The organism is Sphingomonas cannabina, assembly GCF_021391395.1.
Classification (GTDB): Bacteria; Pseudomonadota; Alphaproteobacteria; order Sphingomonadales; family Sphingomonadaceae; genus Sphingomonas; species Sphingomonas cannabina.
The window spans coordinates 624,460-638,144 of the sequence record NZ_CP090059.1; the positions used below are offsets into that span (position 1 = coordinate 624,460).

General features: G+C 70.4%; 12 protein-coding genes. 9 read left to right on the plus strand and 3 right to left on the minus strand.

Annotated elements, in window-relative coordinates:
• The first annotated feature begins 3 nt into the window (after positions 1 to 3).
• From prsK to LZK98_RS03135, 4 genes are read left to right on the plus strand one after another with little or no spacing between them, the layout of a single operon-like run.
• Positions 4 to 2,025 (plus strand): XrtA/PEP-CTERM system histidine kinase PrsK, encoded by a 2,022-nt coding sequence (gene prsK, locus LZK98_RS03120; protein ID WP_233784895.1) that lies wholly within the window; start codon positions 4 to 6, stop codon positions 2,023 to 2,025.
• A complete protein-coding gene (gene prsR / locus LZK98_RS03125) occupies positions 2,022 to 3,374 on the plus strand; it encodes a PEP-CTERM-box response regulator transcription factor (RefSeq protein WP_233784896.1) in 1,353 nt (450 codons plus the stop codon). The genes prsK and prsR overlap by 4 nt, the downstream gene beginning before the upstream one ends.
• Complete coding sequence (locus LZK98_RS03130) at positions 3,358 to 5,391, plus strand: tetratricopeptide repeat protein (protein WP_233784897.1); 2,034 nt, start codon at positions 3,358 to 3,360, stop codon at positions 5,389 to 5,391. Before prsR ends, LZK98_RS03130 begins: the two co-directional genes overlap by 17 nt.
• Positions 5,392 to 5,409: 18 nt before the next feature.
• Positions 5,410 to 6,222: an ATP-binding protein gene (locus LZK98_RS03135; RefSeq protein ID WP_233784898.1), complete on the plus strand. Its 813-nt coding sequence runs from the start codon at positions 5,410 to 5,412 to the stop codon at positions 6,220 to 6,222.
• Here the strand turns inward: LZK98_RS03135 and LZK98_RS03140 are convergent.
• Positions 6,219 to 7,997, minus strand: a complete 1,779-nt coding sequence (locus LZK98_RS03140; RefSeq protein WP_233784899.1) for an ABC-F family ATP-binding cassette domain-containing protein — start codon at positions 7,995 to 7,997, stop codon at positions 6,219 to 6,221. The genes LZK98_RS03135 and LZK98_RS03140 overlap by 4 nt on opposite strands.
• Positions 7,998 to 8,095: 98 nt before the next feature.
• On the opposite strand from LZK98_RS03140, the gene LZK98_RS03145 reads away from it, so the two are divergent.
• The 3 genes from LZK98_RS03145 to LZK98_RS03155 are packed head-to-tail and all read left to right on the plus strand — an operon-like array spanning position 8,096 to position 10,524.
• The gene (locus tag LZK98_RS03145; RefSeq protein ID WP_319937527.1) at positions 8,096 to 8,398 is read left to right on the plus strand and encodes a hypothetical protein; all 303 of its coding nucleotides are present in this window, start codon (positions 8,096 to 8,098) and stop codon (positions 8,396 to 8,398) included.
• A gap of 22 nt (positions 8,399 to 8,420) precedes the next feature.
• Positions 8,421 to 9,101, plus strand: coding sequence for a response regulator transcription factor (locus tag LZK98_RS03150; RefSeq protein WP_233784901.1), 681 nt, complete (start codon positions 8,421 to 8,423; stop codon positions 9,099 to 9,101).
• A 49-nt stretch (positions 9,102 to 9,150) separates the two neighbouring features.
• A complete protein-coding gene (locus LZK98_RS03155; protein ID WP_233784902.1) occupies positions 9,151 to 10,524 on the plus strand; it encodes a sensor histidine kinase in 1,374 nt (457 codons plus the stop codon).
• A gap of 144 nt (positions 10,525 to 10,668) precedes the next feature.
• Here the strand turns inward: LZK98_RS03155 and LZK98_RS03160 are convergent, their stop codons facing one another.
• The gene (locus LZK98_RS03160; RefSeq protein WP_233784903.1) at positions 10,669 to 11,655 is read right to left on the minus strand and encodes an LLM class flavin-dependent oxidoreductase; all 987 of its coding nucleotides are present in this window, start codon (positions 11,653 to 11,655) and stop codon (positions 10,669 to 10,671) included.
• A gap of 58 nt (positions 11,656 to 11,713) precedes the next feature.
• On the opposite strand from LZK98_RS03160, the gene LZK98_RS03165 reads away from it, so the two are divergent.
• Together LZK98_RS03165 and dapD are read left to right on the plus strand one after the other, a co-directional pair.
• On the plus strand, positions 11,714 to 12,379 hold the full coding sequence (locus tag LZK98_RS03165) for a pyrimidine 5'-nucleotidase (protein ID WP_233784904.1): 666 nt from the start codon (positions 11,714 to 11,716) through the stop codon (positions 12,377 to 12,379).
• Positions 12,380 to 13,198 carry a 2,3,4,5-tetrahydropyridine-2,6-dicarboxylate N-succinyltransferase gene (gene dapD, locus LZK98_RS03170; protein WP_233784905.1) on the plus strand — a complete coding sequence of 273 codons (819 nt, stop codon included), beginning with the start codon at positions 12,380 to 12,382 and terminating at the stop codon, positions 13,196 to 13,198.
• A 303-nt stretch (positions 13,199 to 13,501) separates the two neighbouring features.
• Here the strand turns inward: dapD and rpmG are convergent, their stop codons facing one another.
• A complete protein-coding gene (gene rpmG / locus LZK98_RS03175) occupies positions 13,502 to 13,669 on the minus strand; it encodes a 50S ribosomal protein L33 (RefSeq protein ID WP_233784906.1) in 168 nt (55 codons plus the stop codon).
• Positions 13,670 to 13,685 lie beyond the last annotated feature (16 nt).

Genomic DNA, 13,685 nt, shown 5'->3' on the forward strand with positions numbered 1-13,685 from the left:
GCGATGGCCGAAACGCTGACCCTGTGGAGCCATGCGCTGGCGGCGCTGCTGTTCGCCGCCGTCGCGCTATGGGCGGGGCGAAGTACGCGCGTGGTGCTGCCGCGTTGGCCGCTGGTCGTGGCGTCGGCCGCGCTCGCGGCGTGGGCGCTCGCGGTCGCCGGGCTCGGCGGCAATGCGCCCGGCACGCAGCTTGCCGAAGGCGCGCGTACACTGGCGCTGCTCGGCTTCATGTTCGCGCTCGGCCGGCAAGGCGCCCCGCGTGCACCGGCCGGCGTGGTCGCGGTCTATGGCGTGGTCGTGCTGGTCGCGGCCGCGGAAATGCTGCTCCCTCTCGGTGTCGTCGGGACCCATGAAGACGTCGGGATCGTCAGTGCCGGCATGTTGCTGCGCATGATGATGGCGGTCGGCGCGCTGGTGCTGCTTCAGCAGCTCGACGCCGAGGACGGCCGCGGCAATGTCCGCCTGATTGCGATCGGCTTCGCGGCGATATGGCTCAGCGATTTCGGCTTGGCCGCCATCGCCTATCTGCTCGGCGCATGGCCGGCGGCGGTGGCGCCCATCCGTGGGGCAGCGATGGTGCTGGCGGCGGCGCTGATCGGCGCGGCGATCCAGCGTGACGGGCGCGGCGAGGTCCGCATCTCGCACGCCGTCACCTATCGTTCGCTGTCGCTGGTCGCGATCGGCGCCTATTTCGCGCTGCTCGCCGCCGGCACCAGCCTACTCGGCGCGATCGGCGGCACGCTGGCGCGGATGTGGCAGACCGCTTTCGTGTTCGGCTCGGCGGCCGCGGTGCTGACGCTGGTAGCGACGCCGTGGCTGCGGGCCTGGGCGAAGGTGAGCGTCGCCAAGCACCTCTTCCGCCATCGCTACGACTATCGAGCGGAATGGATCCGCTTCACCGGCACGCTCGGCAAGCCCGATCGCGCCGCACCGCTCGCCGAGCGCGTGGTCAAGGCGGTCGCGGACCTCACCGATTCCCCGGCCGGGCTGCTGCTGGTGCCGGAGGGCGCGGGGCTCGGCATCGGCACCGGCTGGAACTGGAGCGGAGACCTGCCGCGTACCGGCGCCGACGCGGCCTTCACGCACAGTCTCGGCCAGGGCGAGCGCATCGTCGAGCTCGACCGCGCCCGCCGCGGCGACGTCGATGGCGACGTCGCGCCGCAATGGCTGCTCGACGAGCGGGACGCCTGGGCGGTGGTGCCGCTTCTGCACCTGGACACGCTGGTCGGCGCGATCGTGCTTGCGCGTCCGCCGGTGGACCGGGCACTCGATTGGGAGGATTTCGACCTGTTGCGCATCGCCGGACGCCAGGTCGCGAGCTATCTCGCCGAAGCGCGCGCGCAGGAGGCGCTCGCCGAGACTGAGCGGTTCGACGAGTTCAACCGCCGTTTCGCCTTCATCGTCCACGATATCAAGAATCTGGTGAGCGGGTTGAGCCTGGTTGCCCGCAATGCGGAGCGCCACGCCGACAACCCCGCCTTCCGCGCCGACATGGTGGCGACGCTCCAGGATTCGGCCGACAAGCTCAACGCGCTGCTCGGCCGCCTGCTCGCCAACACCCGCGCTGCGGCCGAGCCGCCGGTCGCGATCGATGTGACGGCCATCGCCGAGCATATCGCCGCGGCACGCCGCGCGCAGCATCCGGTCGTGGTGGCGGGACCGCAGGGCGCAGTTGCGCTCGCCGATCCCGGTCGGCTGGAGCAGCTGCTCGGTCATCTCGTCCAGAACGCGATCGACGCGAGCGCCGCGGTCGATCCGGTGACGATCGCAGTCGAGCCCGGTGTGGAGACGGTGACGGTCTCGGTGATCGACCGTGGCTGCGGCATGTCGCCCGCCTTCATGCGCGATCGGCTGTTTCGCCCCTTCGCCTCGACCAAGCCCGGCGGCTTCGGCATCGGCGCGTTCGAGGCGCGGCAGCTGGCCGAAGGAATGGGCGGACGCATCGAGGTCGAGAGCTGCGAGGGTGGAGGCTCCACCTTCCGCGTGATCCTGCCGGCGGCGCTCGCCTCCAGGGTGGCGGCATGAGCGAGACGAGGAAGCTGCTGATCGTCGAGGACGACCTCGCGCTCCAGCGCCAGCTGCGCTGGGCCTATGAAGGCTATGAGGTCCATGTCGCCGCCGATCGCGAGAGCGCGATCGCCGTGCTGCGCGCCGAGGAGCCCGCGGTGGCGACGCTCGACCTCGGCCTGCCGCCCGATCCCGACGGCACCAGCGAGGGCTTCGCGACCCTCCAGGCGATCCTGGAGCTGAAGCCCGACACCAAGGTGATCGTCGCCTCCGGCCACGGTGCCCGTGAAAGCGCGCGGATCGCGATCGCGGCGGGGGCATGGGACTTCTATGCCAAGCCGATCGACATCGACGCGCTCGGCCTGATCGTCGCGCGCGCCTTCCACGTCCATGCGCTGGAAGCGGAGAACCGCCGGCTCGCGGAGGCTGGATCGAGCACCGCGCTCGGCGGCATGATCACCGCCGCGCCGGAGATGCTGAAGGTCACCCGAACGATCGATCGCGTCGCCGGCGCCGACGTGTCGGTGATGCTGCTCGGCGCATCGGGCACCGGCAAGGAGCTGCTCGCGCGCGGGCTGCACGAGGCCAGCCCCCGCAGGCGCGGCGCCTTCGTCGCGATCAACTGCGCGGCGATCCCCGAGACGCTGCTCGAGAGCGAGCTGTTCGGGCACGAGAAGGGTGCCTTCACCGGCGCGGTCAAGACCACCGAAGGCAAGATCGAGGCGGCGCATGGCGGCACCCTGTTTCTCGACGAGATCGGCGACGTGCCGCTGCCGCTCCAGGTCAAGCTGCTGCGCTTCCTGCAGGAGCGGGTGATCGAGCGGATCGGCGGGCGCAAGCCGATTCCAGTGGACACGCGTATCGTCTGCGCGACGCACCAGGACATCGACGCGATGGTCGCCGCCGGCAGCTTCCGCGAAGACCTCTACTATCGTCTCGCCGAGATCGTGGTGCGCATCCCGTCGCTCGCCGAGCGGCCGGGCGATGCCGGACTGCTCGCACGGCATTTCCTGCGCAGATACGCCGGCGAGATGCGGAGCGGCGTCAAGGGCTTCGCGCCCGACGCGCTTGCCGCGATCGACGCCTGGGGCTGGCCCGGCAACGTCCGCGAGCTGGAGAACCGGGTGAAGCGCGCCGTCATCATGGCGGACGGCGCCCGCGTCACCGCCGCCGACCTCGACCTCGCCGAGCCTGCCGGAGACAGCCTGCCGATCAACCTCAAGGCCGTGCGCGAGGCGGCCGACCGCAAGGCGATCCGGCACGCGCTGGCGCGCGCCGACGGCAATATCTCCGGCACCGCCCGGCTGCTCGGGATCAGCCGCCCCACCCTCTATGACCTGATGAAGGCCTATGACCTCCAGCCGTAAGCGCCTCGGCGCGCTCGCCCTTGCCGTCGCGGTCGGCCTGTCCGCCGGCGCGCCGCTCCATGCCGACGCAGGGACCGCCCGGGCCACGCTCGGCCGCGCCCTCGCCGCGCTCGATCAAGGCAATGTCTCGGCCGCGCGCGCTCTCGCCACGTCCGCCGTGAAGGCCGATCCGAGCTGGGGCCTCGCCCATGCGGTGCTCGCGCGGACGGCGCTGGTGGACGACGACGGCATCGCCGCCGAGGCCGAGCTCGGCAAGGCGCGCGACAACGGCTTCGACATGCGCCGGGCGCAGCAGCTGCTTGCCCATGCGCGGCTGCTCCAGGGCGATCCGCAGCAGGCGCTCACGCTCGCGAAGGCGACCGCGCCCCGTTACTGGACCTATGGCCTGCGCATCCAGGCGCAGGCGCTGGCGGCGATGGGCAACCCCGCCGCCGCCAACGACCTGCTGGCGCAGGCGATCGCGCGTGCGCCCGGCGACAGTGCCGTATGGACCGATCTCGCCCGTTTCCGCCGGAGCGTCGGCGACGTCGCGGGCGCGATCGAGGCGGCGGGCCGCGCGGTCGCCCTCGACGGCGACAACACCGCCGCGCTGCTGCTCAACGCCCAGCTCGTGCGCGACCAATATGGCCTGGTCGCGTCGCTGCCATGGTTCGAGGGCGCGCTGAAGCGCGACCCGAACAGCTATCCGGCCCTGCTCGACTATGCGGCGACACTCGGCGATGCCGGCCGATACAACGACATGCTCGGCGCCGCCCGCCGCGCGCTGGCGGTGCGGCCGGGCAGTCCGCAGGTGCTCTATCTGCTCGCGGTGATGGCGGCGCGCGCCGGCAATACCGGCCTCGCGCGCGATCTGATGGAGGATACCGGCGGCGCGCTCGACGGCATGCCGGGGCCGCTCCAGCTCGGCGCGACGCTGGACCTGGACGATGGCGCCGACGAGCAGGCGGTCACCAAGCTGCGCAACCTGGTCGCGATCCAGCCGATGAACATCCGCGCGCGCCAGCTTCTCGCCATGGCGCTGCTGCGGCGCGATTCCGCGCGGGGCGCGCTCGACGTCATCCAGCCGGTGGCCGAGCGCGGCGATGCCGACAGCTATACGCTGACGCTGGCCGCACGCGCCTTCGAACGGCTCGGCGATCGGGCGGCCGCCGCGCGCCTGCTCGATCGCGCCGCGCATCCGGCGCGGGCGGACGCGGCGAGCTTCAGCTCGGACGACAGCGTGCCGGTGCTCGCGGCCGCCGCCGCCGGCGATCCGGCCGGCGAGCCGTCGAGCGCGATCCCCTTGATCCGGGCGCAGCTCGAAGCCGGCGATCGTGCCGGCGCGCTCGCCCGCGCGCAGGCCGTGGCGGCCACCAACCGCGGTGCGCCCAAGGCGGCGCTGGTGCTTGGCGATACGCTGATGGCGCTCGGGCGGCCGGGCGACGCCGTCGCCGCCTTCCGCCGCGCCGCGTCGCTGAGCTTCGACGAGCCGACGATGCTGCGGCTGACCGAGGCGCTCGACATGGCCGGACGGCGCGAGGAGGCGTCGAACGCGCTCGCGCTGTTCCTGTCACAGAACCCGGCGAACGTCGCCGCGCTCCGCCTCGCCGCACACTGGCAGATCGCGGCGGGCGAATATGACGCGGCGATCGACACGCTGGAGAGGCTGCGCGTGCGGCTCGGCGACCGCGACGCGGCGCTGCTGGCCGAGCTCGCTTATGCCTATGACGGCGCCGGCGAGGAGGAGACCGCGGCCAGCTACGCCGCCGCCGCTTATGCGCTCGCTCCCGCCAATGCCGCTGCGGCCGACGCCTATGGCTGGGCGCTCTACGGCAGCGGTGACACCGAGGGAGCGCGCCAGCTCCTCGAAAAGGCGGTGGCGCTCGCGCCTCGTCATGCGGCGCTGCGCTGGCACCTCGCCCAGCTCTATGCCGATCTCGGCCGTGCGCAGGATGCCCGCGCCCAGGCGCTGGCGGCGCTCGCCGATCCCCGCTTTGGCGAACGCGAAGCGGCGCAGAAGCTGGCCGCGGCCGGCTGACCCCGCTAAGCGGGCGCCATGACCGACCCGCTCGAAAGGATCGCCGCCGCGCTGGAGCGGCTCGCCCCGCCGCCGCCCGCGTCCGCCGATCCGCTCGCCCATCCGGCCTATCTCTGGCACGGCGAGGTGCTGGAAGCGGCGCGCGGCTTCGCGCCGCTGCCGCTCGACATGCTGACCGCCATGGACGCGCAGAAGGCGTCGCTCATCGAGAATTTCCGCCGTCTCGCCGCCGGCCACGCCGCGCACGACGTGCTGCTGTGGGGCGCGCGCGGCACCGGCAAGTCGGCGCTGGTCGCCAGCACCGCCGCCGCGACCGGCCTCGCGCTGGTCGAGGTCGCCACCGCCTCGCTCGACAGCCTGCCGCGGCTGTTCGCCACGCTGGCGCCGGTCAAGCGCGCCTTCGTGGTGTTCATCGACGATCTCGGCTTCTCGGCGCCGAGCGAGGCGCGCGCGCTGCGCTCGCTGCTGCAGGGCGGTGCGGAGGCGCGGCCCGACAACACCCGCCTCGCCGTCACCTCGAACCGCCGCCACCTCGTCCCGCGCGACATCGCCGAGCAGGAAAGCGCGATCAATCCGCGCGATGCGGTCGACGATGCGCTGGCGCTGGCGGACCGGTTCGGGCTCAGCCTAGGCTTCCATGTGATCGACCAGGACACCTATCTGGCGATCATCGAGCGCTACGCGACCAGCTATGGCCTGCCGTTCGATCCTGTCGACGCCGTCGGCTGGGCGACGCGGCGCGGCAGTCGCTCCGGGCGGGTCGCCTGGCAGTACGTCGTCGACCTCGCCGGCCGCGCCGGCGTGGCGATCGATCGCGGCAAGGGGGCCTAGCCGAGCGTCTCGACCATCTCCGCCAGTTCTAGCCACCGCAGCTCGGCCGCGTCCTTCTCTTCGCGCGCGGCGGCGATCGCCTTCATCAGCGTGTCGAATTTCGCGGGATCGCGTGCGTAAAGCTCCGGGTCGGCCAGCGCCGCCTCGTCGCGCGCGATCGCCGCGTCGAGCTCCTCGATCCGCTTCGGCAGCAGGTCGTAGTCACGCTGGTCCTTGTAGCTGAGCTTGGTGCGCGTCTGCAGTGGAGGAGGCGGCGCGGCCGCCGTTTTCGCCGCAGCCCTCGCCTGCGCCCTGGGCTTCCGCTTGGCTTCCCAATCGGCATAGCCGCCGGCGACGATGTCGACCGAGCCCGACCCGTCGAGCCCCAGGGTCACCGTCACCGTGCGGTCGAGGAAGTCGCGGTCGTGGCTGACGATCAGCACCGTGCCCTCATAGTCCGCGATCACCTCCTGGAGCAGGTCGAGCGTCTCGAGGTCGAGGTCGTTGGTCGGCTCGTCGAGCACCAGCAGGTTGGAGGCGCGGGCGAACTCGCGCGCCAGCAGCAGCCGCGAGCGCTCCCCGCCGGAGAGCGTGCCGACCCGCGCATCGGCGAGGCCGGGATCGAACAGGAACTCCTTGAGATAGCCCTGGATGTGCTTCTTGACCCCGCGCACCTCGATCCAGTCGCCGCCGTCGGCGAGCACGTCGCGCACGCGCTTCTCGGGCGCCATCAATTTTCGCTGCTGGTCGATGATCACGCCGTCGAGCGTCCTGGCGAGCGTCACCGTCCCCTCGTCGGGTGCGATCTCGCCGGTCAGCAGCCTGATCAGCGTCGTCTTGCCCGCGCCGTTGGCGCCGACGATGCCGATGCGGTCGCCGCGCTGGATGCGCAGGCTGAAGTCCTTGATGATCGTGCGCTCGCCAAAGCGCTTCGTCACCCGGTCGGCGGTGATCACGCTCTTGGTGCGCACGTCGTCGGTGGCGATGCCGAGCTTGGCGGTGCCCTGCGGCCCGAGCATCGAGGCACGCTGGGCGCGCATCTGGTTGAGCTTCTCCAGCCGCCCCTGGTTGCGCCGCCGCCGCGCGGTGACGCCGCGCTGGAGCCAGTGCAGCTCGAGCTTCAACTTGGCGTCGAGCTTCTCCGCCGCGCGCGTCTCCTCGGCATAGACCGCCTCCATCCACGCCTCGAATCCACCGAAGCCGACCTCGTTGCGGCGGATGCTGCCGCGATCGAGCCACAGCGTCTGGCGCGTGAGGCGGGTCAGGAACGTCCGGTCGTGGCTGATGACGATGAACGCCCCGGTATAGCGGTTCAGCCAATCCTCCAGCCAGTCGATCGCGGCGAGATCGAGATGGTTGGTCGGCTCGTCGAGCAGCAATACGTCGGGGTTCTGCGCCAGCGCCCGCGCGATCGCCGCGCGCCGCCGCTCGCCGCCCGATGCGGTCGCCGCCTCGCGGCCGAGGTCGATGCCGAGCTGTCCCGCGATCGCCTCCGCCTCGTGCCTGGGCGGCGCGTCGGCGCCCGACAGCACGAAGTCGAGCAGCGTCGTCGCGCCCTCCATCCTCGGTTCCTGCTCGAGCATCACCACGTTGGTGCCGGGCACGATCGTGCGGCGGCCCTCGTCCGCCTCGATACGGTCGGCGATCAGCTTGAGCAACGTGGTCTTGCCCGCGCCATTGCGCCCGATCAGCGCCAGCCGGTCGCGCGCGCCGATATAGATGTCGAGCCCGCGAAACAGCCAGCCCGAGCCCTGCACGAGCCCGAGCCCTTCATAGGCGAGGATGGGAGCAGCCATGATCGGGGCGACCTAGGGTCCCTTCGCGCTTGCGGCAAGATTTCGTCGACATTCACGGGCTGTTCAACGCATGCTGCCTATGCCACAGCCATATGAAGATGGTGGGAATTCTCTCGATCGGCCTTGCGATCGCGCTCGCCGGTGCCGGCGACGCTGGTGCGCAGCGGCATCGCCGCGGCGATCAGGATGCCGCGCGCGAGGCGCGCGAGCAGGGCCGCCTGCTGTCGCTTCGCGAGATCGAGCGCCGCGTCGTGCCGAAGATGAAGGGCGCGCAGTATATCGGCTTCGACTTCGATTCGGGCACGCAGGTTTACACGCTCAAATTCCTGCGCGATGGCAATGTCATCTGGGTGAGCGTCGACGGCCGCTCGGGGGCCGTCATCGGCCGCACCGGAAGCTGACGCTCCCCCACTGGAGACACACATGCGCGTTCTGATTGTCGAAGACGAACCCAATCTCGGTCAGCAGCTCCGCAATACCCTCGAAGGCGCGGGCTATGCGGTGGACCTCGCCACCGACGGCGAGGAGGGGCATTTCCTGGGCTCGACCGAAGACTATGATGCGATCATCCTCGACCTCGGCCTGCCCGAGATCGACGGGCTGACCGTGCTCGACCGCTGGCGCAAGGAAGGCAAGACCACGCCGGTGCTGGTGCTGACCGCGCGCGACAGCTGGTCGGACAAGGTCGCCGGGCTCGATGCCGGCGCCGACGACTATGTCGCCAAGCCGTTCCAGACCGAGGAGCTGATCGCCCGCCTGCGTGCGCTGATCCGCCGCGCCTCGGGTAATGCCTCGGCCGAGCTGACCGCCGGCGACATCCGCCTCGACACCCGCTCGGGCAAGGTGACCAAGGCCGGCGAGCCGGTGAAGCTCACCGCGCAGGAATACAAGCTGCTCAGCTACCTCCTCCACCACAAAGGCAAGGTGGTGAGCCGCACCGAGCTGATCGAGCATATCTACGACCAGGATTTCGACCGCGATTCGAACACGATCGAGGTGTTCGTGACGCGCATCCGCAAGAAGCTCGGCGCCGACGTGATCTCGACGATCCGCGGCCTCGGCTATTCGCTCGACGAGCCCGGCGAACGGCCGTCGGCGGAGTGATGCGCTTCCGCTCCCCGCCAGCGGGGAGCGGGGCATGTAAGGCTGCCTGATGGCCACCACCGCTCCCGAACTGCCGCCACGCCCTTACGTCCGCGTCACCGGCTCGCTGTCGCGTCGGATGATCGTCGTCGCGGCATTGTGGATCCTGCTGCTGCTCACCGGCGGCGGGTTCGCGCTCGATCGCGTGCTGACCTCGGCGGTGACGCGCAGCTTCGACGACCAGCTCGATTTCCTGCTGACCAGCCTGATCGCCACCGCGGAGATCGGCCCGGAAGGCGAGGTGATGTTCAACCGCCAGCTCGCCGACCAGCGTTTCCTCGAGCCCAACTCCGGCCTCTACTGGCAGGTGAGCGGCGAGGGCGTCGATCCCTTCCCCTCGCGCTCGCTGTGGGACCGGCGGCTGCGCACCGACCAGAAGCACAGCGACCGCGACGTCCATATCTATGATTCGAGCCAGTTCCCGGACGAGCGCCTCCGGGTCGTCGAACGGGACCTCAAACTGCCCGGCTCGCCGGTGCGCTGGCGCTTCCAGGTCGCGCAGAACCGCGGCTATCTCGACGCGCAGATCGCAGCGCTCCGCCGGACGCTGGTGCGCAGCTTCGTGCTGCTCGGGCTCGGGCTGATCGTGATGGTGACGCTGCAGACCTTCTACGGCCTGCTGCCGCTGAGGAAGGTCCGCTTGGAGATCCAACGGATGCGCGCGGGGACATCCAGCCGTGTCGAGGGCAATATGCCCGCCGAGGTCGCACCGATGGTCGAGGAACTGAACGGCCTCATCGAGCACAACGATCGCCAGGCCGAGGAAGCGCGCCGCCACGCCGGCAACCTCGCCCATGCGCTGAAGACGCCGCTCACGGTGATCATGAACGCTGCCGCCGCGGGCCAGGCCGACCTCGCCGACACCGTGATCCGCGAGGCGCGGACGATGCGTCGCCAGGTCGACCACCATCTCGCGCGGGCCCGCGCGGTCGGCCGGCGCGGCTCGGCGCACAGCCGCGCCGAGCTTTGGGTAAGCGTCGAAGCGGTCGAGCGCGCGATCTCGCGCCTCTATCCCAATGTCCGTATCGACACTGACGGCGCGAAGAACCTCAAGGCCCGGATCGAGCGCCAGGACCTCGACGAAATCCTCGGCAACCTCGTCGAGAATGCCGCCAAATATGGCGGCGGCAGCGTGTTCATCACCGTCTCGGCGCAGGCGGGCTTCGCCGAGATCATGGTCGAGGACGACGGAAGGGGCATTCCCGAGGCCGATCGCCTGCGCATCTTCGACCGCGGCGTGCGGCTCGACAGCGGCAAGCCGGGGACGGGGCTGGGGCTGGCGATCGTGCGCGACGTGGCGGAGCTCTACGGCGGGACGGTGAGCCTGGAGGAAAGCGAGGACCTCGGCGGCCTGCTGGTGCGGCTGAGGCTACCGCTGGCGTAAACAAGCTCCTCCCCGGCACGGGGAGGGGGACCGCGCCCGCAGGGCGTGGTGGAGGGGGCCCAGCCAAGAGCGATCCGTCGGTGGAGGGCCCCCTCCACCAAGCCGCTTCGCGTCTTGGCCCCCCTCCCCGTTCCGGAGAGGAGCTTAGAGGTCCCTCACCACCTCCGCCGCGATCTCGAAGCTGCGCCTCCGCGCGCCATGATCATGGATCATCCCGGTCACCATCAGCTCGTCCGGCTTCGTCCGCTCGACGAACGCGGCGATCTGGCGCTTGACGCTCTCCGGCCCGCCGGTCGCCGAGCATTGCAGCACATGATCGAGGATCGCATTCCCCTGCGCCCCCAGCGTCTCGCGGAAGCCGGGCACCGGCGGCGGCAGCTGGATCGCCTGGCCGGTGCGGATCGCGACGAATGCCTGCTGCGCCGAGCTCGCGATCAGCTCCGCCTCCGCGTCGCTGTCGGCGGCGAACACGTTGAAGCCCAGCATCAGATGCGGCTTCTCGCAGACGGCCGAGGGACGGAAATCGCGACGGTAGATCGCAATCGCCGCGTCCAGCGCATCCGGCGCGAAATGCGAGGCGAAGGCATAGGGCAACCCCAGCATCGCCGCGAGCTGCGCGCCGAAGGTCGAGGAGCCGAGGATCCACAGCCTGACGTCCGCGCCTGCCCCCGGCGTCGCGCGGATGCCGGTCTGCCCGTCGTCGGCGAAATAGCTCTGCAGCTCGAGCACATCCTGCGGGAAGGCATCCGGGCTCGACTCCAGCGTGCGCCTCAGCGCCCGCGCCACCCGCTGGTCCGAACCCGGCGCGCGGCCGAGCCCGAGATCGATCCGCCCCGGAAACAGCGCATCCAGCGTGCCGAACTGCTCGGCGATCACCAAGGGCGCGTGGTTGGGCAGCATGATCCCGCCCGCGCCGATCCGGATCGTCGAGGTCGCGGCGCCGACATGCGCGATCACCACCGATGTCGCCGCGCTGGCGATCCCCGGCATCCCGTGATGCTCCGCCACCCAGTAGCGCGTGTAGCCGAGCGCCTCGGCATGGGCGGCGAGGTCGGCGGCATTGGCGAGCGCGGTACGGGCGTCCCCGCCCTGCACGATGGGGACGAGGTCGAGGAGCGAATAGGGGATCATGGTCCGCCAGATGGGGAGCCGCTTGCCCCATGCAAGCAGGACCGGTAGGCGCGCCCTCGTGCCGCCCGAACTCGACCATGTCCGCGCCTGGATCTTCGATCTGGACAACACGCTCTATCCGCCGAGCGCGAACCTGTTCGCCAAGATCGATCATCGCATGACCGACTATATCGAGCGGCTGACCGGCCTCCCCTGGGACGAGGCGCGCAAGCTGCAGAAGGGCTGGTTCCACGCGCACGGCACCACGCTGGCCGGGCTGATGGCCGAGCACGGCACCGATCCCTATGAGTTCCTCGCCTATGTCCACGACATCGAGATGGACGTGCTCGAGGAGAACGCCCCGCTCGCCGCCGCGATCGCCCGGCTGCCGGGGCGCAAGCTGGTCTTCACCAACGGCGACCTGCCCTATGCCTCGAAGGTTCTCGACCGGCTCGGCCTCGGCGCCAGCTTCGAGGCGGTGCACGACATCCACGCGATGGCGCTCCGCCCCAAGCCCGATCCGGTCTCCTACGAGGGGCTGTGCGCCGCGTACGAGCTGGAACCGACCGAATGCCTGTTCGTCGAGGACATGGCGCGCAATCTGAAGCCGGCAAAGGCGATCGGCATGACCACCGTCTGGGTCGACAACGGCAGCGAGCAGACCGCCGACACCGACCGCAGCTTCATCGACTATACCACCGCCGACATCACCGGTTGGCTGCACGACATCCTGGGAGACGCTTGAGTGACCGACCTCGCAACCACCATCGACGCCGCCTGGGAGAATCGGGCCGATCTCAATACGGGCACCGAGGGTGCGGTGCGCGAGGCGGTGGCCGAGGCGCTGAACCTGCTCGACCGGGGCGAGGCGCGCGTGGCGGAGCCCGTGGCCCAGGAGAATGGCGGCGGCTGGCGGGTCAACCAGTGGCTCAAGAAGGCGGTGCTGCTGTCGTTCCGCCTCAACGACAATGTCGTGATGCCGGGCGGCTGGTACGACAAGGTGCCGTCGAAGTTCACCGGCTGGGGCGAGGACGCCTTCCGCGCCGCCGGCTTCCGCGCGGTGCCGGGGTCGGTGGTCCGCCACGGCGCCTTCATCGGCAAGGGCGCGGTGCTGATGCCGAGCTTCGTCAACATCGGCGCCTATGTCGGCGAGGGGACGATGGTCGACACCTGGGCGACGGTCGGCAGCTGCGCGCAGATCGGCCGCAACGTCCACATCTCCGGCGGCGCCGGCATCGGCGGCGTGCTCGAGCCTTTGCAGGCCGACCCGGTGATCATCGGCGACGGCGCCTTCATCGGCGCGCGCTCGGAAGTGGCGGAGGGTGTGCGGGTCGGCGAGGGCGCGGTGCTGTCGATGGGCGTCTATCTCGGCGCCTCGACCAAGATCGTCGACCGCGCCACCGGCGAAGTCCACCGCGGCGAAGTGCCGCCCTATGCGGTGGTCGTCCCCGGCACGCTGCCAGGCGAGGCGGGCAAGCCGGGCCTCTACTGCGCGGTGATCGTCAAGACGGTCGATGCCCAGACGCGATCGAAGACGGGCATCAACGAGCTGCTGCGGGACTAGGGTTGAGATCCTCCCCCGCCAGGGGGAGGTGGCGCCGAAGGCGACGGAGGGGGAGGACGGCGACCAACTATCGATCCGCTTCCTCCCCCTCCGTCACGCTTCGCGCGCCACCTCCCCCTGGCGGGGGAGGATTGGAAGGGGACTTCGCCGGGGAGCGGATTAAAACTGGCTGAAGCCGATTCTAACAGGCGGATTGCCTTTCGGCCGGCGCGTTGACCTAACGCCAAAAGCGGTCGCAGCGCGTCCGGCTGCGACCGCATTGCGATCCGCGTTCGCAGGCGAGGGACTACCCCGCCGGCAGGATTACTTGATCTTGGCTTCCTTGAACTCGACGTGCTTGCGCGCGATCGGGTCGTACTTGCGGAAGCTCAGCTTCTCGGTCTGCGTGCGCGGGTTCTTCTTGGTCACGTAGAAGAAGCCGGTGTCGGCAGAGCTCACGAGCTTGATCTTGACGGTAGTCGGCTTGGCCATGGCCCAAACTCTCGAA

Coding starts and splice junctions, on each gene's coding strand:
- prsK (WP_233784895.1), top strand. CDS start 4: ATGGCCGAAACGCTGACCCTGTGGAGCCATGCGCTGGCGGCGCTGCTG.
- prsR (WP_233784896.1), top strand. CDS start 2,022: ATGAGCGAGACGAGGAAGCTGCTGATCGTCGAGGACGACCTCGCGCTC.
- LZK98_RS03130 (WP_233784897.1), top strand. CDS start 3,358: ATGACCTCCAGCCGTAAGCGCCTCGGCGCGCTCGCCCTTGCCGTCGCG.
- LZK98_RS03135 (WP_233784898.1), top strand. CDS start 5,410: ATGACCGACCCGCTCGAAAGGATCGCCGCCGCGCTGGAGCGGCTCGCC.
- LZK98_RS03140 (WP_233784899.1), bottom strand. CDS start 7,997: ATGGCTGCTCCCATCCTCGCCTATGAAGGGCTCGGGCTCGTGCAGGGC.
- LZK98_RS03145 (WP_319937527.1), top strand. CDS start 8,096: ATGGTGGGAATTCTCTCGATCGGCCTTGCGATCGCGCTCGCCGGTGCC.
- LZK98_RS03150 (WP_233784901.1), top strand. CDS start 8,421: ATGCGCGTTCTGATTGTCGAAGACGAACCCAATCTCGGTCAGCAGCTC.
- LZK98_RS03155 (WP_233784902.1), top strand. CDS start 9,151: ATGGCCACCACCGCTCCCGAACTGCCGCCACGCCCTTACGTCCGCGTC.
- LZK98_RS03160 (WP_233784903.1), bottom strand. CDS start 11,655: ATGATCCCCTATTCGCTCCTCGACCTCGTCCCCATCGTGCAGGGCGGG.
- rpmG (WP_233784906.1), bottom strand. CDS start 13,669: ATGGCCAAGCCGACTACCGTCAAGATCAAGCTCGTGAGCTCTGCCGAC.